The 16,872-nt window shown below is 68.7% G+C and carries 11 protein-coding genes; 4 read left to right on the top strand and 7 right to left on the bottom strand.

Annotated elements, in window-relative coordinates:
• Positions 1 to 9: 9 nt before the first annotated feature.
• Positions 10 to 3,246 (bottom strand): HEAT repeat domain-containing protein, encoded by a 3,237-nt coding sequence (locus J8F10_RS07390; RefSeq protein WP_210653199.1) that lies wholly within the window; start codon positions 3,244 to 3,246, stop codon positions 10 to 12.
• Positions 3,247 to 3,380: 134 nt separating this feature from the next.
• The gene (locus tag J8F10_RS07385) at positions 3,381 to 3,635 is read right to left on the bottom strand and encodes a DUF2934 domain-containing protein (protein WP_210653198.1); all 255 of its coding nucleotides are present in this window, start codon (positions 3,633 to 3,635) and stop codon (positions 3,381 to 3,383) included.
• A gap of 167 nt (positions 3,636 to 3,802) precedes the next feature.
• Between J8F10_RS07385 and J8F10_RS07380 the strand changes: the two genes are divergently transcribed.
• Complete coding sequence (locus J8F10_RS07380) at positions 3,803 to 4,996, top strand: TlpA family protein disulfide reductase (RefSeq protein ID WP_210653197.1); 1,194 nt, start codon at positions 3,803 to 3,805, stop codon at positions 4,994 to 4,996.
• Positions 4,997 to 5,191: 195 nt separating this feature from the next.
• Here the strand turns inward: J8F10_RS07380 and J8F10_RS07375 are convergent, their stop codons facing one another.
• Both J8F10_RS07375 and J8F10_RS07370 read right to left on the bottom strand, forming a co-directional pair.
• Positions 5,192 to 7,519: an FG-GAP-like repeat-containing protein gene (locus J8F10_RS07375; protein ID WP_210653196.1), complete on the bottom strand. Its 2,328-nt coding sequence runs from the start codon at positions 7,517 to 7,519 to the stop codon at positions 5,192 to 5,194.
• A gap of 140 nt (positions 7,520 to 7,659) precedes the next feature.
• Positions 7,660 to 8,724, bottom strand: a complete 1,065-nt coding sequence (locus J8F10_RS07370; protein WP_210653195.1) for a TIGR03032 family protein — start codon at positions 8,722 to 8,724, stop codon at positions 7,660 to 7,662.
• Between the two features lie 809 nt (positions 8,725 to 9,533).
• Here J8F10_RS07370 and J8F10_RS38550 point away from each other — a divergent pair.
• The 3 genes from J8F10_RS38550 to J8F10_RS07355 all read left to right on the top strand — a co-directional run bounded on the left by J8F10_RS38550 (position 9,534) and on the right by J8F10_RS07355 (position 11,949).
• Entirely contained in the window at positions 9,534 to 10,175 is a 642-nt protein-coding gene (locus J8F10_RS38550) for a hypothetical protein (RefSeq protein ID WP_246523020.1), read from the top strand.
• Positions 10,176 to 10,602: 427 nt separating this feature from the next.
• Positions 10,603 to 11,067 carry a hypothetical protein gene (locus J8F10_RS07360; RefSeq protein ID WP_210653194.1) on the top strand — a complete coding sequence of 155 codons (465 nt, stop codon included), beginning with the start codon at positions 10,603 to 10,605 and terminating at the stop codon, positions 11,065 to 11,067.
• Positions 11,068 to 11,316: 249 nt separating this feature from the next.
• Positions 11,317 to 11,949 (top strand): response regulator transcription factor, encoded by a 633-nt coding sequence (locus J8F10_RS07355; RefSeq protein WP_210653193.1) that lies wholly within the window; start codon positions 11,317 to 11,319, stop codon positions 11,947 to 11,949.
• Between the two features lie 83 nt (positions 11,950 to 12,032).
• On the opposite strand, the gene J8F10_RS07350 is transcribed toward J8F10_RS07355, so the two are convergent.
• From J8F10_RS07350 to J8F10_RS07340, 3 genes are all read right to left on the bottom strand, one after another.
• The gene (locus J8F10_RS07350) at positions 12,033 to 13,964 is read right to left on the bottom strand and encodes a hybrid sensor histidine kinase/response regulator (RefSeq protein ID WP_210653192.1); all 1,932 of its coding nucleotides are present in this window, start codon (positions 13,962 to 13,964) and stop codon (positions 12,033 to 12,035) included.
• Between the two features lie 13 nt (positions 13,965 to 13,977).
• Positions 13,978 to 14,433 (bottom strand): response regulator, encoded by a 456-nt coding sequence (locus J8F10_RS07345; protein ID WP_210653191.1) that lies wholly within the window; start codon positions 14,431 to 14,433, stop codon positions 13,978 to 13,980.
• A gap of 188 nt (positions 14,434 to 14,621) precedes the next feature.
• Positions 14,622 to 16,775: a sensor histidine kinase gene (locus J8F10_RS07340; protein WP_210653190.1), complete on the bottom strand. Its 2,154-nt coding sequence runs from the start codon at positions 16,773 to 16,775 to the stop codon at positions 14,622 to 14,624.
• Between the last annotated feature and the right edge of the window lie 97 nt (positions 16,776 to 16,872).

Genomic DNA, 16,872 nt, shown 5'->3' with positions numbered 1-16,872 from the left:
GGGCGGGGTTCACCCCACCGCAGGCACGACCGGCGCCTCGGTCTGAGCACTGGCACCTTCTTCAGCCGTGGGAACCGCTTCACTGGCGATGATCGGCTCCAAACGCGCAATCGCCTCGCTTAGTAACTGCGCAAGATCAGGATCGGTCTCGCTCGTGGCGCGCTCGCGGAGCACTTGAAGCACGGCGGGCGCGGCCGGGGGAATCGATTCGATCATCTCGAAGGCCGCTTTGCGGACGCTGGAAGCCGGGGCCACGAGCGCATCGACCACGGCCGCGGCGGTCGCGGCATCGGCCGGGTCATCCGTGAGCAGCCGGCGCGCGGCAATGAGCCGCAACCGCGGACTGGGGTCGTCGAGGAGCGGGTGGAGGGCGTCGGCCGCGGCCCGGCCCGGAGCGGCCTGGAGCGCGAGCGCGGCGTTCAACCGCAAACCGGCGTCGGGCGCCAGCGCGCACTCCGCGAGCAGCGGAACCGCTTCGGGCGGTACCGGGTCCAGTCGGCTGATCGCGTGGGCCGCGTTCGCGCGCACCAGAACCTCGGGATCGTGAAGCGCTTCGATCAACACCGGAACGGCTTCCTCCGGGATCGCCCCCGCTTTCCGCCAGCCCGCCGAGGCCAGCTTGCGCACGCTCGGTTCGGCGTCGCGCAACCCGGTGGTGAACGCGGTCGCGGCTTCGGGCGGCTGGGCGACCGCCAGCGCGCGCATCGCTTCCTCGCGCAGCCCGGCCTCACCCGTCTGCGCGGCCCGGAGCAGTGCCGGCCCCGCCGGTGCCGCCGCCGATCCGAACTGCCCCAGCGCGCGAGCGGCTTCGGCCCGGACCCAATCGCTGTCGTCGGCCGTGAGCCGGTGGTCGAGTGCTTCGATCACTTCCGGGGTACCTTTGACCAGTCGGGGGAGCACCCGCACGACGCGCACTTTCACCTCATCGTTCGCATCGTCGAGGAGCGCGAGCAGTTCGCTCTGGAGTGCCTCATCGACCTCCCCCCACGCGCCAAGCGCTTCGGCCGCGGCCGCGCGGGTGTGCGGGTCGGGGTCCGCGAGCGCGGCACGAACCACACTTGTTGTCGAAGGTGTCGGCGCGCCGATGATGCCCAGCGCGTAGATGGCTTGCGCCCGAACCCCGCTGTCTTCGTCCGTCGCGGCCCGTTCGAGAGCGGATACCGCCGGGCGCCCGCCCGCGCCCAATTTCCCCAGTGCTTCCGCGGCGTTTGTGCGCACCTGTGGGTTCGGGTGCCGGAGCGACCGCGTCAGCGCCGGAATCGCTTCGTCGGCGGCAGCGCCCATCTCGCCGAGCGCTTCGGCCGCGAGTGCGCTCACCCAGTTGTCCGGGTCGCGCAGCGCTCGCACCAGGTGCGGGACCGCGATCTCTGCGGCGGCTTCGCCCATTTTCCCGAGCGCTTCCACGGCCTTGGCGCGCACGCGGTCGTTTTCGTCGGTGGCGGCTTCGACCAATGCCGGGGCGACGTCGGCTGCGGCTTCGCCGATAGTTCCGAGGGCTTCCGCCGTTCGCGCGCGCACCACGTTGTCGGTGCTGCTCAACCCCTCCGTGAGTGTGTTCGTCGCGGCTTCGCAAAGTGTGCCGATTTTGCCCACGGCTTCGGCCGCGGCCGTGCGGACCGCTTCGTCCCGGTCTTGAAGCAGCGGCACGAGGTGCGAAACGGCTTCGCAGGCCGCAGTTCGTAGCGCGCCGAGTGCGCGAATAGCCGCGATCCGTATCGCGGGGCTGGGGTCTTGGAGCAACCCCACTAGCGCGGCTATCGAAGCCGGGTCGCTGGCCCCCAACCGACCGAGCGCCTCTGTCGCGCGCTCGCGGACGGTTTCGTCGGCGTCCGCCAGGAGCCCCAGAAGGTCGGGCGCCACTTCCGCTGCGAGAGTCGGACCCAACTGGCCGAGAGACGCGGCCGCGGCCGCGCGAACGGACGCCGCAGAATCCCTGAGCGCGTTCCGGAGTGCGGGAACTACCAGCGCGACCGGGTCGCCGTGGGGCGGTGTGTTCCAGCGCCGGACGGCGATCACTCTCCACACGCGCCACTCCCCCCGGCGCCGGCGTGCGCGCGGAAGGGCCGGCGCGGACGCGCTCACGATTTCGCCCAGCGCCTGAGCGAGACTCAGGCGGACCAGGTCGCTCGAATCGTTGGCACGCGCGATCATCTGCGGGAGCCCCGCGGCCGCGCGCAACCGGCCCAGAGTGGCGACCGCCACCGCGCGGACGTGCTCGTTCGGGTCGTCGAGGTGGCGGATGAGGTCCGGCACGGCGGCCGGGCCGATGGTCGCGAGTACCTGCGGGAGCTGGTCCCGCTGTTCGCGCGTCAGGGTGTCGGTGGCGCGGAGCGACAGGAGCAGCGGCCCGAGTGCCACCGCGCCGTACTGCGGGAGCGCGGACCGGGCGCGCTCGTGGATCGGCTCGTGCGGGCTCCAGAAATCGGAGACTGTTTCGGTCAGCAGTCGGCCGTTCCGCACCGAGGCGAAGATCTGCTGGAGCAGCACCAGAGTGAAGAACGATTTGAACATCGCCAGCATCGTGCCGGCCGGGGCCGCTGCGGGCCGCGCGACGACGACCCGCGCGAGGTGGTGCGTGTCGGCCAGATTGAGCAGATCGACCACGCTCAGCATGTGAACGAGCACCGACGCGATGAAGTCGGAGTAGATCGGATCGGCCGCGGGCGAAGTGTACCACTTGGTCCCGAGCAGTTGAAACAGGCCGAAGTTGAGTAGCGCGAACCCGCCGATCATCCCGACGGCCGCGGACGCGAGCAGCGGCACCTCGACCTGCGGGCCGTAGCGCGCGAGTTCGGCGGCGAGCTTCTGCCCCTTGAGCGGGTTGTGGAGCGCCTTGTACCCGCGCGCCACTTCGTACCGTTCGACGTCGATGAACATGTACGCGAGGCACGCCGCGAGCCCCATCGCGAGCGGCGCGAGCGCGCACACCACGGTCAGCCCCGGTACCGCGCCGGCGCCGAGTGCCCCCACGGTGAGGAGCGCGAGCTGCGTACCGAGGAACAGCGGCCACGATGCCCACGAGAGGAACTGTTCCCACACCCGGAACCCGGTCCGCGTGCCCCCTCGAATGACCGCGCCCGCGAGCCACACGAGCCAGTCGATCACGCCAGCGAAGTACAGGAGCCCGGCCAACAGGCCGATCCCGATCAGGGCCAGGAACAGGAGCGTCGAGGACCGCACCTGCTCGGGATCGATGAGCCAGTTCGAGGCCGCGAAGGTGGCGGAGACGGGCGCCCAAGCGTCCATACGCGCTCTCAAATAAAAGGACCGGCGCCACACGATGGGCGCCGCGGTGAGATCGGAGGTTTATTGTGACGTATTGCGACGGGTCGCGTCAGTAGCGCGCCCGCGTTGACGAGTCGAGTTCGGTGAAGAGCGGGCTACGCGCGCCCGGCGAGTTCCTGTTCGGCCGCGAGCCAGAACGTCGCGCCGTCTCCGGGCGGTGACCCGGCGGCTTCCCATTTGTAGTACGCGAGTTGCCGGATTCGCTCCGCGCTCGGCGCGGCCTTCAGGGGCACGGTCGGCGCCGGTGGGGTCGGCGCAACGGTTCGGGGCGTCACGCGCCCGCCCACGAGACGAAAGGCACGCGGCGCATCAGTTTGTGGGCTTTGACGGTTGTTGCTGAGGCGGGGCATTGCGTGTTTCCTGTGTTCCTGGTCGGACTAGATATGCCCATAGCAATTGCCGTACCGCGATCCGGGTAGAAGGTACTTCGATGCACGATACCCACAGAAAGGTGCTTCGTGCGGCCACGGGGTTGGTGTACAGTGTGGGCCATTTCCCCGTTCGAGAGGTGCCCCCGATGCGAACTCTGCTCCTCACCCTGGCCGTCGCCCTGATCGGCGGCGCGCGACTGTCGGCCGCGGACGAGCCGAAACCCGCGGACACGCAACCGACACTCAAAGTCGGCGACGCGCCCCCGCCGCTGAAGGCGACCAAGTGGCTCGCCGGCTCGGAAGTGAAGGCGTTCGAGTCGGGCAAGGTGTACGTGGTCGAGTTCTGGGCCACGTGGTGCGGGCCGTGCGTCGTCATGATGCCGCACCTGGGTGACATTCAGGAGGAACTCGCCGGGAAGGTGACCGTTATCGGGTTCACCGCCAAAGACGCGAGTAATACTCCCGAGCGCGTCTCCGAGTTCGTCAAGAAACGTGGGAATAAGCTCGGCTACACGATCGCTTACGCCGACGACCGGGAGACCTACGACGCCTACATGAAGGCCTCGGGGCAGAACGGCATCCCGTGCTCCTTTGTGATCGGCAAGGACGGGAAGATCGCGTACATCGGGCACCCGCTGTTCCTGGACGAGGTGCTGCCGAAGGTTCTGGCCGGTACCTGGGACGCGGCCAAGGGCGCGCCCGAACTGGAAGCCGCGGACAAGTTGTGGGACGAGACCTACTCCGCGCTGATGAAGCCGGGCGACCCGGCCGCCCAACTGAAGCAGTGGGAAGAGTTTTCGGCCAAGTGGCCGCGCCTGGCCGCGGACCCGTACATGACCAGCGCCCGGCTCAAGCTGCTCGTCGCGGCCAAGCGGTTCGCGGAAGCTCAGAAGCTCGCCGAAACGGTGGTGACGAAGGCCGCCAAGCGCAACGACGTGGCCGCGCTGGGCACCGTGGCCGACGCGGTGTCGGCGGACGCGGCCGCGGGCCAAGCGGACCTCGCCGCGGTCGGGGTGAAGGCGGCCGAGTCCGCGCTGGCCATTGACGGGGAAACGGCCACGGCCCTGATCCGGGTCATCAAGGCGCACGCGGTCGCGGGGAACGCGGCCAAAGTGAAGGAACTCGGGCCGAAGGCCGTGACCGCGGCCGAGAAGGAAGTGACCGGGGACAAGGACGCGATCGGCACCCTGCGCGTGGCCGCAGCTCACTTGGCCGCGGGCGACAAGGCGAAAGCGAAAGCCGCGGCGGAGAAAGCGATTGGCATGGTGGACGCGCAGAACGCCGGCCTGAAGAAGTACATTGAGGATCAGGCGAAGAAGTACGTCGGCGAGTCGAAGTAGCAAGTCGTCAGCCGTGGGTGATCGCCCCTGTGAGTGGCGATCACCCACGACCCCGGCGGCGGGGTTCACCAGCGCACGGTGAGTGACCCTCCAAAGCCATCGGGTACCCCCGCGTGTGCGGTGACCTACCCCGAAGGGGTTACACTTCTCAGCCCAGGGGCGACCGCAACGCGGGCGCGCCCTGGGAACAAACTATCACCCCACGAAAACGCCTCCGGTCGTTGTGATTCCGGTCGCGAAGAATGAGTCGACCGGTTCGAGGGTGAGCAGGTCGTATCGGCGCACCGTCGGGGACGTTCCCGCGCCCGCACCGACCACGAGCGTCGATCCGCCGGCACTCACTTTAACTCCGCCCGTGAACCCGGCGTCGAACGCCAGGAAGCTCGCCTGCTCGGTCCCGGATTGAGAAAACACTTTCACGTGAGAGCCCGTGCTCGCACCGACCACGACCTTGCCCTGATCGGCGCCGACACTGATTCCGCCCGCGAACCCGGGCGCGAACGCCAGGAAGCTCGATTCGACCGCGAGCGAGGTGGCGTTGAACACCTTCACGTTGGAAGCCCCACCCGCGCCCGCACCGACGATGATTCGGCCCGTGTCACCGGCGACGGTGACTCCACCTCGGAACCCGGCGTCGAAGGCCAGGAAGCTGGCGATTCGAGCCAGGTCCGCGAACCGGAACACCGTAACGTGGGGATCGGCCCCGGCCCCGGCCCCGATGAGGATCTCGGCGCGCCCGTCCCCGTCGAGGTCCGCGGCCCCGACGTTGACCCCGCCGTGGAAGTTGGGATCGAACGCGAAGAAGCTCGCGAGTTCGGCCCCGGTCGCGCCGTCGAACACCTTCACGTGCGGCCCGGCCCCGGGTCCGGCTCCGGTCACGATGTCGGGTGTGCCGTCGTTGTTCACGTCTCCCACCGCGACGCGGGCGCCGCCTGTGAACCCGGCGTAGGGGGCCAGGGTGAAGCGCAGTGAGCCGTCCGCGTTGTACACGTTCACCCGGGCCGCAGCTCCGGCGCCCGAACCCACCGCGAACAGAGGCCTGGGTGACGTGGGCGGAACGGGCGGTGGCACGAGCCACGTGAAGGCGGTAGCGGTGGCGTCCGCGGGCGTAGGGTCGGTGACGCCCGCGGGCGGGGTCGCGGTGGCGGCGAGCGTGAGGCTGGCGGTGAGGCGCCCCGTGATCGCGTAAGTAATGGTCGCCCCGGTGGGGAGCGAAAGGGTGTCACCGACGGCTCCGGTGCCACTGACCGTGTTGCCACTCGCGCTACCGGCTGCGGAACTGGTGAACGTGACCCCGGTCAGGCCCGCGGGTACGGGAATCGCGAACCCGACGAGTGCGGCCGTTTGGGGGCCGGTGTTGGTCACCGTGACGATGTAGGTGACGGTGCCCCCGTTCGCGGCCGATGGCGAACCGGTGGCCGTCACCTGGACGTCTGCCGAGAACACGGTCGTGTTCTGAAGCAGGGTGACATCGTTGCTGCTGGAGTTGGCGACCGCGAGATCCAGTCGCCCGTCCCCGTCCAGGTCCGCTGCCGTGATCGAGAGCGGGCCGGTACCGGTGGCGACGACGGGTGCGGGGGTGAACGAGGCGGCCCCGTTGCTGAGCAAAATGCTCACGTTGTTACTGCCGAAGTTGGTGACCGCGAGGTCCGTGTCCCCGTCCCCGTCCAGGTCCGCGACCGCGATCCCAAATGGGCTGTTACCGGTGGCGACGACGGGTGCGGGGGTGAACGAGGCGGCCCCGTTGTTGAGCAAAATGCTCACATTGTTACTGATGGAGTTGGCGACCGCGAGGTCCGTGTCCCCGTCCCCGTCCAGGTCCGCCGCCTTGATCGAGAGCGGGCCGGTACCGGTGGCGACGGCGGGTGCGGGGGTGAAGGAGCCGGCCCCGTTGTTGAGCAAAATGCTCACGTTGTTACTGATGGAGTTGGCGACCGCGAGGTCCGTGTCCCCGTCCCCGTCCAGGTCCGCCGCCGCGATCCCGCGCGGGCTGGCACCGGCGGCGACGGCGGGCGCGGGGGTGAAGGAGCCGGCCCCGTTGTTGAGCAAAATGCTCACGTTGTTACTGCCGTAGTTGGCGACCGCGAGGTCCGTGTCCCCGTCCCCGTCCAGGTCCGCCGCCACGATCTCGCGCGGGCTGTTAACGGTGGCGGCGGTGGTCGCGGGGGTGAAGGAGCCGGCCCCGTTGTTGAGAAAAATGCTCACGTTGGTACTGCCGAGGCTGGCGACCACGAGGTCCGTGTCCCCGTCCCCGTCCAGGTCCGCCACCGCGATCGTATATGCGCCGTTGCTGGCGACGGCGGGCGCGGGGGTGAACGAGGCGGCCCCGTTGTTGAGCAAAATGCTCACGTTGTTACTGCCACCGCTGGCGGCCGCGAGGTCCGTGTTCCCGTCCCCGTCCAGGTCCGCCGCCACGATCCCGCGCGGGCCGGTACCGACTCCGATCGGGGAACCGGGGAACGGGGTGAAAGTGGCGGGTACGTCTCGAGTTTCGAGTTGCTCGATTTGGAGGCGCGAGGACATCAGCGTACCATTTTTAAAGGGTGATTCCTGATGGCGTTATGTTGGTACAGCGGCCCGCGGTGCGGGAGACGGATTCGTAGGCGGGGAAGAATGGGGATAAATTGACGCCGGTGTAATCGGCATAATCGATCCAATGCGACTTACAGCGTGTCCGATTCCCCGAAGGTGAGGAGGCGCTCGATCTCGTCGCTTTTGAGCCCCAGCGCCCAGGGGCGCGTGACCCCGGGTAGCGCGACCACGTCATACAGTTCAGTCACAGGGCCGTCGAGCCGCACCCAGTGGGCGGTAACGCCGGTACGCAGGTCGATCACGTTCAGCCCGCACCGCGGTTCGGCCCCGCGTGCGGCCAGCGCGCCGTCGAGCGCCAGCCCGCCGAAGCTGTTGTCCCGGCGCGGTTTCGATAGCCCCACGACGGCGAAATCGCCCACGAACGTGAGCCCGCGCAGGTACCCCGGGCAGAACGCGACCGGCTCGAACCGCCCGGCCGCGAGGTCCGCGCGCCCCAGGAACCCGGTGCCCGAGTTGTGGAGCCACAGCGCCCCGTTGTGGACGCGCGGGGAGTGCGGCATCGACAGCCCGGACAGTACCACCTCGTTGGACCGCACGTCCACCACCACGCCCCCGTCCGCGCGCCGGTCGCGCCACCCGTCGGCCACGTCGGAGGTGGCCACCGCGGTGACGTACCGGGCGCGCCCCGCGTCCAGCGCCAGGCCGTTCAGGTGGCACCGGTCTTCGGGCACCAGTGCGCTGATGAACGGGGGCTTCCACAGCGGGCGGAAGCTGGCGCGCTCGTCGACGGTGGCGAGGCAATTGAACTTGGTGTTCACGAACACGAGCCGGCCCGAGTCCTCGGGCGCGAGGTCGTGAACGTCGAGGTCGCCGGTCGTGTGGGCCGTGCGCGGGACGAACAGCCGGTCGCGCCCCTCGTGGAGCTGGTCGGGCGCGAGGGCGTTGGCGAAGCGCCAGATCTGGTAGCGCGTGGCGAGCCAAAGGGTCTGCCCGTCGGCCCACAGCCCCATGCTGTTGCGGAACGTGCGCTCGCACACGGCCGGGCGCCCGTCGGGTCCGGCCCCGAGCAATAGCAGCTTGTGCGACTGGTACGTGGTGAACGCGAACCCGACCCGTTCGCGGAGCAACCAGCCCACGAAGTCCGGGGAGCAGGTGATTTGCAGCCAGGGTTCGCCGGGCACCTTCTCGTCCGCCATCGGCCCCTCCCAGAGCGATCTCGTTTCCTCGATTCTCGGCTACTGTACCCTCTGGCGCGCGGGCCGGCCCGCTTCTCTCGTAGCGAATCGGCCCGAACCAGCCACCCACGCCGAATCAATTGCTCCGCCCGCTTTTGTCCTCCCTCTGTTAGCATCGGGCGCCCGGACGGGGGGCACCCGGTGTGGGATTATGAGTCTTGAACGTGTACCAGCCGTCGCAGGTGACTAAGTGTCCGTTCACTATTTCGTGAACCACCATTTCGCGCATCTCACTGCAAAAAAGACGGCGATTCGGCACACAAGTTCGAGATGTGATCGTGTGTTCAGAATTGTAGCGCAACCGACCGGGGAGAATGACCGAGGTTGTTTGTGTTTTTTTGAATATTAGTGTACAATTGGTTAAATTGTGACTCTGTCGACATGGTGCGGCGCCAACCACTCACGCTACGAGCCGACCGCCCTCAAAAAAGCTAACCGCGATCGGAGCCGGGTGACCCGAGACGCGCGAAATGTTGGCGATTGTTAGCCGTTATTAGCCCGCATTGGGGAAGGGTGCGTGTGCAAAGCCTTGAAGGATCAGCAATTGGGGCAATGATCGCCGTGCGACGGAGCCCTGGGGCCAAAAAGGTTAGCAATTGTTAGCCGACGGGTCGGGTGAACGTGCTGTCCGGAGTGATGTTGTGAAGGGCGCGTTCCCGAAATTCCGAGGAGCGAGAGCACGCGGTTCACAATATTCAAATCGCTGATCTGTCTCTCGCGCGGTCCCGGGTGTTATCATCGGGCCTGCTTGCGAACGCAGAGGGCGACCGATGGGCGAGGACGAATGGTTCGCTGGTTCCGACCCCGAGCTGATGCTGCAACACGTGATGGGTGCGGTCAGCGACCGGAAGTTGCGGCTGTTTGCCGTTGCGTGCTGTCGGCGGATCGGGGACTCGTTCACCGACGAAGGCGATCGGGCCGCGCTTTCTGTGATCGAGCGGTTCGCGGACGGTCTGGCCGGTGCCGTCGAATTTGCGGCGGTTCCGACCCGGACAACGAACCAAGCCATCGCCGGGGCCGCCGAAATACGCGCGAACGCGGCTGCTGCTGTGGCTTCGGCGGTCAGTGCGGCCCTGATCGCGGCCCGCGACGGTGACCCGGACCACCCCAAGGGGCAGGGCGACTACTACGCGACCGAGGCGAGCGAGCGAAAGGTGCAGGCGCGCATCCTCCGCGAACTCTTCCGGAACCCGTTTCGCACGGTGGCGTTCTCTGCGGAGTGGCGCACGGACACCACGGTCGCGCTGGCGCGCGGGATGTACGAGGCGCGCGAATTCAGCGCGATGCCGATTCTGGCCGACGCGCTCCAAGACGCCGGGTGTAACCACACCGACGTGCTGGCCCACTGTCGCGGGGCCGGTGCCCACCTGCGCGGGTGCTGGGTGCTCGATCTCGTGTTGGGGCGGGCGTGACACCGGCGTGGGCGCTCGACCGGCGCGGTCATCCGTGACGCAACCAGGGCCAAAGAACGCTTGTGCGAAGGCGCGATCCACGGACCGCGTCGAAAGCATGATGATGGGTAAAGTGTGTTTTGTTCGCGCCGGGAGGCGCGGCCGTTCGGGTGAAGCATCGAGCGAAATTTGGTGGGAGCACATTTGATTTCGCCGCGTCCATCGCTTATCCTGCCCGAAGCGCCCGGCTTGGGCGCTTCTCGCTCGCGCCTCTCCGTGGTTTCAGTCGAACTCAGTTATCCCCTGCAGATCGTTCCGGCGCGGTCAGCTCGCTCTCTGACTCTCCGTAGCGGTGCGAACGGGGTGCTCGTTTCTGGTCCCGGGGCACCGCCCGGCGATTCGAGGAACGCGGTCGGGGCGGCGCGTCCTGTGGGAGCCGGAGGGTGCCATGAGTTGGGCGCCGAAGGACGAGAGCGAACCGGGCTCCGACTCGTCCGCGGGGCCGGCGAAGAGCGCCGGTGCTTCCGCGGACGAGTCGGGTGGCCGGCGCCACTTCGTGACCGTGCCGGGAACGTGGTACTCGTTCCCCACCACCGGTGGGCCGGTGGACTGGGTGCGTGTCGGCGCGGCACCGGGCGCGTTCGCGTTCCACCCGGACCGCGTGTACGGCTTTTATGCGCCGGTCGCGGTGACGGATTCAGACCTGGAGGGGATTCGTGCACTGGCGGACGTTGCCGCACTCGTGATCTTGGTTCTCAGGAACTGTGAAGCCGTTACGGACGCGGGGCTCCTGCACCTCAATGGACTTACTGCCCTCCGCGCGCTCGACTTGTCCCAATGCCGGCGGGTTACGGACGCCGGGATCGCCGCACTCGCGGCCGCGCTCCCGGAATGCGAAATTACCATCGAGTGAGACCGAGGTCGAAGGCCTCGGGGATTGAATTTGAGTAGGTTGCCCGGGTGGAAACGATAACCGGGCAATGCGCCGAAGGCGCGCGTGCGCAAGGCGCGGCATCCTTCGTGGCGTATGATGGGCGGTGTTGTTCCGGGACGCGGTCGCATTCACTCCAATCAAAACGACCGGCGCGGGCTCGAAGCATTCCCAAGAGCCGGGTCCATCGTTCCGTTCCGAGTAGCATCGGTGGTGAGGACGGCGCCCAGCATGCCCGACGTACCCGCCGTGTTTATCATCGAGGACGACGACCTGATGCGGGATCGGGTGCGCACGCTCATCGCGTCCACCGGTCTATCCGTCGAGGCGTTCGTCTCGGCGCAAGAGTTTTTGGACGAATTGGACGAGGCGCGCCCCGGGTGCGTGGTTTCCGACCTCCGGCTGCCCGGGATGAGCGGCCTACAACTCCAGCAGTACCTGGCCGCGCGCTGGTGCCCGCTGCCGCTCATCCTGCTCTCGGGCCACGGCGACATCCCGTCCGCGGTGGCGGCCCTGAAGTCCGGTGCCCTCGACTTCCTCGAGAAACCGTTCCGCGCCCAGGCGCTCCTCGACGCGGTCCAGACCGCGCTCCGCCGCAACGCGGAGCTGCGCCGGCGCCAAACTGAGCGCGATGCCGCCCGCGCGCGGTTCGCCGGGCTCAGCCTACGGGAACGGGAAGTGCTGGACCTCATCGTCGCCGGGCACCCCAACAAGGTCGTCGCGGTCCGCTTGGGGATTAGCGAGAACACGGTGGAAAAGCACCGCGCCGCGATCATGCGAAAGACCGGGGCGGACCACGTCGGGGAGCTGATCCGGCTCGCGGTGGTATCGTCACCCGGGAACGCGGTTCCGGCCCCCGGGTGACGATACCACCGCACCGGGCGCATCTCGACCCGCCCGCCCAATTCTCCCGGCGAACGTCGATTCAACAAGGCCCTCCGGCGCGGTCACTTGCGGATCGCCCGGCGGTCGAGAACTTCGCGGAGCCGGGTGGCCAAATGCGCTATCGTGAACGGTTTCGGAACGAGCGCGTCGGCGAGGGCCGCGAGCCGAGCCCGGGACTCTTCGGGGGCGTACCCGGAGACGAGGACCACACCGGCCGCCGGGTACAGGCTCCGGAACCGGAGGGCCAGCGCGGAACCGGTCATTCGGGGCATCTGGACGTCGGACAGCAACAGGTCGATCGCCCCGCCCCGGTCCGCGGCGGCGCTCAGGGCCTCCTCGCCGTCGGTCGCGGGAACGATCGTGTACCCCAGATCGGTCAAGGCGCGCACGAGGAACTCGCGCAACTGGGCGTCGTCCTCGGCGAGGAGCACGACCTCGGTCCCGCCCCGAACCGGGGCCGCGGGTTGGGCCGGTGCGTCCCCGTCGGGCTTCGAGTCCCCGGCCCGCGGGAACAGAATATCGAACCGGGTGCCCGCCCCGGGGGCGCTCTGGATCTGGATGTGGCCGTCCCCTTGTTTCACGATCCCGTAGACCGTGGCGAGGCCCAGCCCCGTCCCCTTGCCGACCCCCTTCGTGGTAAAAAACGGCTCGAAGGCCCGGGCCATGACCTCGGAGCTCATCCCGCACCCGGTGTCCTCGACGGTGAGCTGGACGTACCTGCCGGGCGGCGGGTCCGCGCCCCCGAACGGCTCGCCCGGTAGGACGTCGGTGTCGCCCGTGGTGATCGTGATCCGCCCGCCGGAGGGCATGGCGTCCCGCGCGTTGACGACCAAGTTCATCGCCACCTGTTCGATCTGCCCCACGTCCCCCCGAATGTCCCCGAGTTTCGCGGCCGGCCGGAAATCGATCCGGGTGCCCGACCCGATCAGGCGGTCGAACATCTGCTGTAGGTCCGCGAGCACTTGGTTCAGGTTCAAGCGGACCGGGGCGATGACCTGGTTGCGGCTGAACGCGAGGAGCTGCCGGGTGAGGGTTGCGGCCCTGTCCCCGGCGGCCTGGATCTGGACCGCGTGTGGGGCGACCGCGCCGCCCCGCGCGTCCCCGATGATGAGGCCGGCGTAGCCGCTGATGACCCCGAGCATGTTGTTGAAATCGTGAGCGATTCCCCCGGCGAGGCGGCCCAGGGCGTCCAACTTCTGGGAGTGCTGGAGGGCCGCTTCGAGCGCGCGCCGGGCCGTGACATCGGTGGCGAGGCCCGCGACCCGGTGAACGGTCCCGCCCGGACCGAAAATGGGGAACGTGCGCTCCTCGATCCACCGAACGAGGCCCCCGGGGGTGACGACCCGGTAGCACGTCTGCCGGGGGCGGGCGGGGTCCGGGGCCGCGAGGTGCGCGGCGAACTCGTCCCGGTCGTCGGCGTGAACGCAGCCCAGTCGCGCGGACGGATCGGCGAGCGGGGCCGCCACCGGCGTGCCGAACACCCGCTCCCAAGCCGCGCTCACGTAAATGAGCCGCGCGCCCGCGACCTCGTACAACCAGAACACCGCGTCGATGTTCTCGGCCAGTTGTCGGAACCGCTCCTCGCTCTCCTTCAGGCCCGCCTCGGCCGCGATCCGGTCCCGGACGTGGCGCGCGGACCGGAGGGCGCGGTCGACGATCTCGGGCAGGGTCCGGAACATCTCCGGGGACTTGACCACGTAATCGAGAACCCCGGCCTTCATCGCTGCGACCGCGCGGTCCTGGTCGCCCTGGCTCGTCATCACGACGACGGGCAGAAACGTGCCCGAATCTTCGAGCAACTCGGTCGCGGCGCCCCCCGGGAGGCGCAGGTCGGCCAGAACGAGGTCCGGGGCGCGCGCGCGGAGCCACGCGCGCGCCGACGCGAGGTCTTCGACGACGCTCACCCGGTACTCGTCGGCCCGCCGGTCGAGAACGCGCCGGCAGAGCTCGACGTGCGCGGGGTCGTCCTCAACCAGGAGCAGTTCCACGGCCATGTCGGGCTCTCGTTCAGGGGCGGGCGCCGCGCGCCGGCGCGGAGTTCCGGCAGCCCCAGTAGTTGGCGAAATCGCGGAGGAGCTGGTTCAGCGAGGGGAAGTCGGCCGGTTTCGCCAGGTAACTGTTCGCGTGCAACCGGTACGCGGCGCGGACGTCGGTCTCCCGGGTACTCGTGCTCAGGATCACGACCGGAATCAACGAATAGTCGGGGTGCGATTTGAGCGCGCCGAGCACCTCCAACCCGTCGGCCTTCGGCAACTGGAGGTCCAGGAGGATCACGTCCGGGGGCGGGGCGGACGCGAACCGCCCGCGTCCGAAAACGTAGTCCAGAGCGGCCTCACCGTCCTCGACCGAAACGAGCTGTTCGACGGCCGGGTGGTTCTGAAGGCAGCGACGAACTAGTTCCGCGTGGTCGGCGTTGTCTTCGGCGTGGAGAACCGACAGTGCCCGGGCTGGCACGTCTAACATGATTCGTTCCTCGCGAGTACCGGCACCGGTTGCGCCGCGGAGTCGCGCTCGACAAATGAATTTGGTTGGTGTGAAACATGATCCTAAGTCACGCCGCGCGAACCAGCAATGAAAAGCTCCAGAAAATGAGAGCGGGTTACCGGTTCGGGCCGGGCGGCGTCGAGCGCACACCGCGCGTTCTACGTTGTTCAGTGCGGGGCGAGTTTTGGTGCGGTTTCGGTGCCGGGTGCGGGTAGCGCGACGAGGAACGTGCTGCCGGTGCCGGGTCCGTCGGACTCGACCCAGGCGCGGCCCCCGTGGGAGGCGACGATCTTGCGCACGAGTGCGAGCCCGACTCCGGTGCCCGGGGACTTGGGGTCGAGCTTCTCGAACAGCCCGAAGATGCGCTCGTGGTGGCGCGGGTCGAGTCCGATCCCGTGGTCGCGCACGGCGCACACGGCCCAGAGCGGGTCGGGGCGCGCGCGGACCTCGATGACGGGCGCGGGTCCGCCGTACTTGAGTGCGTTCTCCAGTAAGTTCTGGAACACCTCGACGAGCCGGTCCCGGTCCCCCATAACGGGGGGCAGGTGCGCGTCGATGTGGACCCGGGCGCCGGCGGCGCGTGCGGGTCCGTCGACGCGCTCGCGGGCCTCGCGGACGACGTCGGCGAGGGACACGGGTTCCGGGGGCCGGGCCACGCGCCCGACCCGCGACAGGTTGAGGAGGTCGTCGAGTAGTGCCATCATGCGGTCCGCGGCGGTCCCGATCCGGGCCATGTCGGTGGCGGCCCGGCTCGTGTCCCCGGCGCCCAGGTCGTGCTCGAGAGCACCGAGGAACCCCTTGATGGTGACGAGGGGGCTCTTGAGGTCGTGTGACACGGTGTACGTGAACTGCTCCATCTCTGTGTTGCGGCGCTCGAGTTCGCGCACCAGCTCGCCCTGGCGCGCCTCCCCCGCTTTGCGGTCCGTTACGTCGGCCGTGTGGCCGTGCCACAAGACGCTCCCGTCGGGGAGCCGCTCCGGGGCCGACCGGCTCTCGCACCACCGGGTTCGCTGGTCCGGTAGGATCACGCGGTACTCGTCGTGCCACGGGGCCAGCGCTTCGGCCGACCTCCGGATACTGGCTACCACGCGCTCGGCGTCGTCGGGGTGCAACTGGCGGGTGATCGGCTCGGCCGACTCGCTCACTTCGGCCGGCGCCACGCCGAACACCGCGCGGAGCCCCTCGCTCGCATACGGGACGCACGCGCGCCCGTCCGGGTACTCCCGGTACTGGAAGATCACTCCGGGAACCAGATCGGACAGCTTCTGGAGCACCGCGTCGCGCTCCCGGAGGCGCTCCTCGTACACGCGCCGGGCCGTCGTGTCGCGGATGTTCGCCACGATCGCGCCCACCGCCGGGTCGTCCAGGTGGTTCGCTCCGACGATTTCGACCCAGCGGTACCCACCGGCCCGGTGCCGGACCCGGACCTCCGTCCGAACGACCTGTTTCGGGGCCGTGCGGACGGACCCCAGCACCCGCGCCACCTCCGGGGCGTCGTCCGGGTGGACGAACTCCAGCGCGTTCCGGCCGTCCAACTCGTTCGTCGGGTACCCGAACATCTGCTCGGCCGAGGGTGAGTTGTACAAAATGGTCGCCCGGGCGTCGTAAAGCGCGATCGCTTCCGAACTGTTCTCGATCAGCGCGCGGAACCGGGCCGCCCGGCGCCGGACCGACACCGCGATCCCCGCGGCGAGCCCGGCCGCGGCGGCCAAGTACAGCACGGCGAACCCCGTTTGAAATGCACGCCGGGTGTCGATCAACCGGGCGACTTCGGCCTCGTCCGCGCGCGCGGATTCTTGTGCCAGCGCCACGACCCGGTCGATCGCGGCGCGGTGGGCCGCGAACAGCGGGGGCAGTGTGATTTCCAGCACCCGGTCCGCGGCGGGGCGGTCCCCGCGCCGGAGCGCGGGGACCAGCTCCCGATCGATCGCCGCGAAGAACGCCTCGGCCGGCTCCCGCGCGACCTCTACGAGCTCGGATTTCAGTGGGGCGTCGGGCAGATCGCGCCGCCAGTCGTCGAGGCGCCGGAAGTACGCGAGTTTGAGTTGCTCGTAACGGGCGACTTGGTTCTCGAGCGCCGCCGGGGTCGCCGCGCGGGCCATCAAGTGGGCCTTCAGGTACGGCTCGACCACGTAGCCCGGCGGGGGCAACACGTCGGCGAGTAGTTCCCGGTTCGCGCTGATCCGTTGGTAGTACGGGCCGTTGACTTTGACCGCGGACAGGGTGTGCAGGGCGTACGCGCCGTACCCGAACGTGGACGCGAAGACGACCCCGGTCAGGAGGAGCAACCGGACCTGGATGCTTTCGAGGCGAGCTTTCATTTGCTCCTCGTTCAGTTGGCCCCGGTTCGGTCACGAATGCCGGCGCCGACGCTCGAGCGATCCCGCGCGCAGACCGATCAATCGACCGCACCCCTGA

Origin of the sequence: Gemmata palustris (assembly GCF_017939745.1) — a bacterium.
Taxonomy (GTDB): Bacteria; Planctomycetota; Planctomycetia; order Gemmatales; family Gemmataceae; genus Gemmata; species Gemmata palustris.
This window is presented reverse-complemented; position numbering and strand designations above follow the sequence as displayed.

Bases quoted from the DNA above. Each gene is read 5' to 3' on its own strand.
- J8F10_RS07390 (WP_210653199.1), bottom strand. From the start codon at position 3,246: ATGGACGCTTGGGCGCCCGTCTCCGCCACCTTCGCGGCCTCGAACTGG.
- J8F10_RS38550 (WP_246523020.1), top strand. From the start codon at position 9,534: ATGGGCGAGGACGAATGGTTCGCTGGTTCCGACCCCGAGCTGATGCTG.
- J8F10_RS07355 (WP_210653193.1), top strand. From the start codon at position 11,317: ATGCCCGACGTACCCGCCGTGTTTATCATCGAGGACGACGACCTGATG.
- J8F10_RS07350 (WP_210653192.1), bottom strand. From the start codon at position 13,964: ATGGCCGTGGAACTGCTCCTGGTTGAGGACGACCCCGCGCACGTCGAG.
- J8F10_RS07340 (WP_210653190.1), bottom strand. From the start codon at position 16,775: ATGAAAGCTCGCCTCGAAAGCATCCAGGTCCGGTTGCTCCTCCTGACC.
- J8F10_RS07385 (WP_210653198.1), bottom strand. From the start codon at position 3,635: ATGCCCCGCCTCAGCAACAACCGTCAAAGCCCACAAACTGATGCGCCG.
- J8F10_RS07380 (WP_210653197.1), top strand. From the start codon at position 3,803: ATGCGAACTCTGCTCCTCACCCTGGCCGTCGCCCTGATCGGCGGCGCG.
- J8F10_RS07345 (WP_210653191.1), bottom strand. From the start codon at position 14,433: ATGTTAGACGTGCCAGCCCGGGCACTGTCGGTTCTCCACGCCGAAGAC.
- J8F10_RS07360 (WP_210653194.1), top strand. From the start codon at position 10,603: ATGAGTTGGGCGCCGAAGGACGAGAGCGAACCGGGCTCCGACTCGTCC.
- J8F10_RS07370 (WP_210653195.1), bottom strand. From the start codon at position 8,724: ATGGCGGACGAGAAGGTGCCCGGCGAACCCTGGCTGCAAATCACCTGC.
- J8F10_RS07375 (WP_210653196.1), bottom strand. From the start codon at position 7,519: ATGTCCTCGCGCCTCCAAATCGAGCAACTCGAAACTCGAGACGTACCC.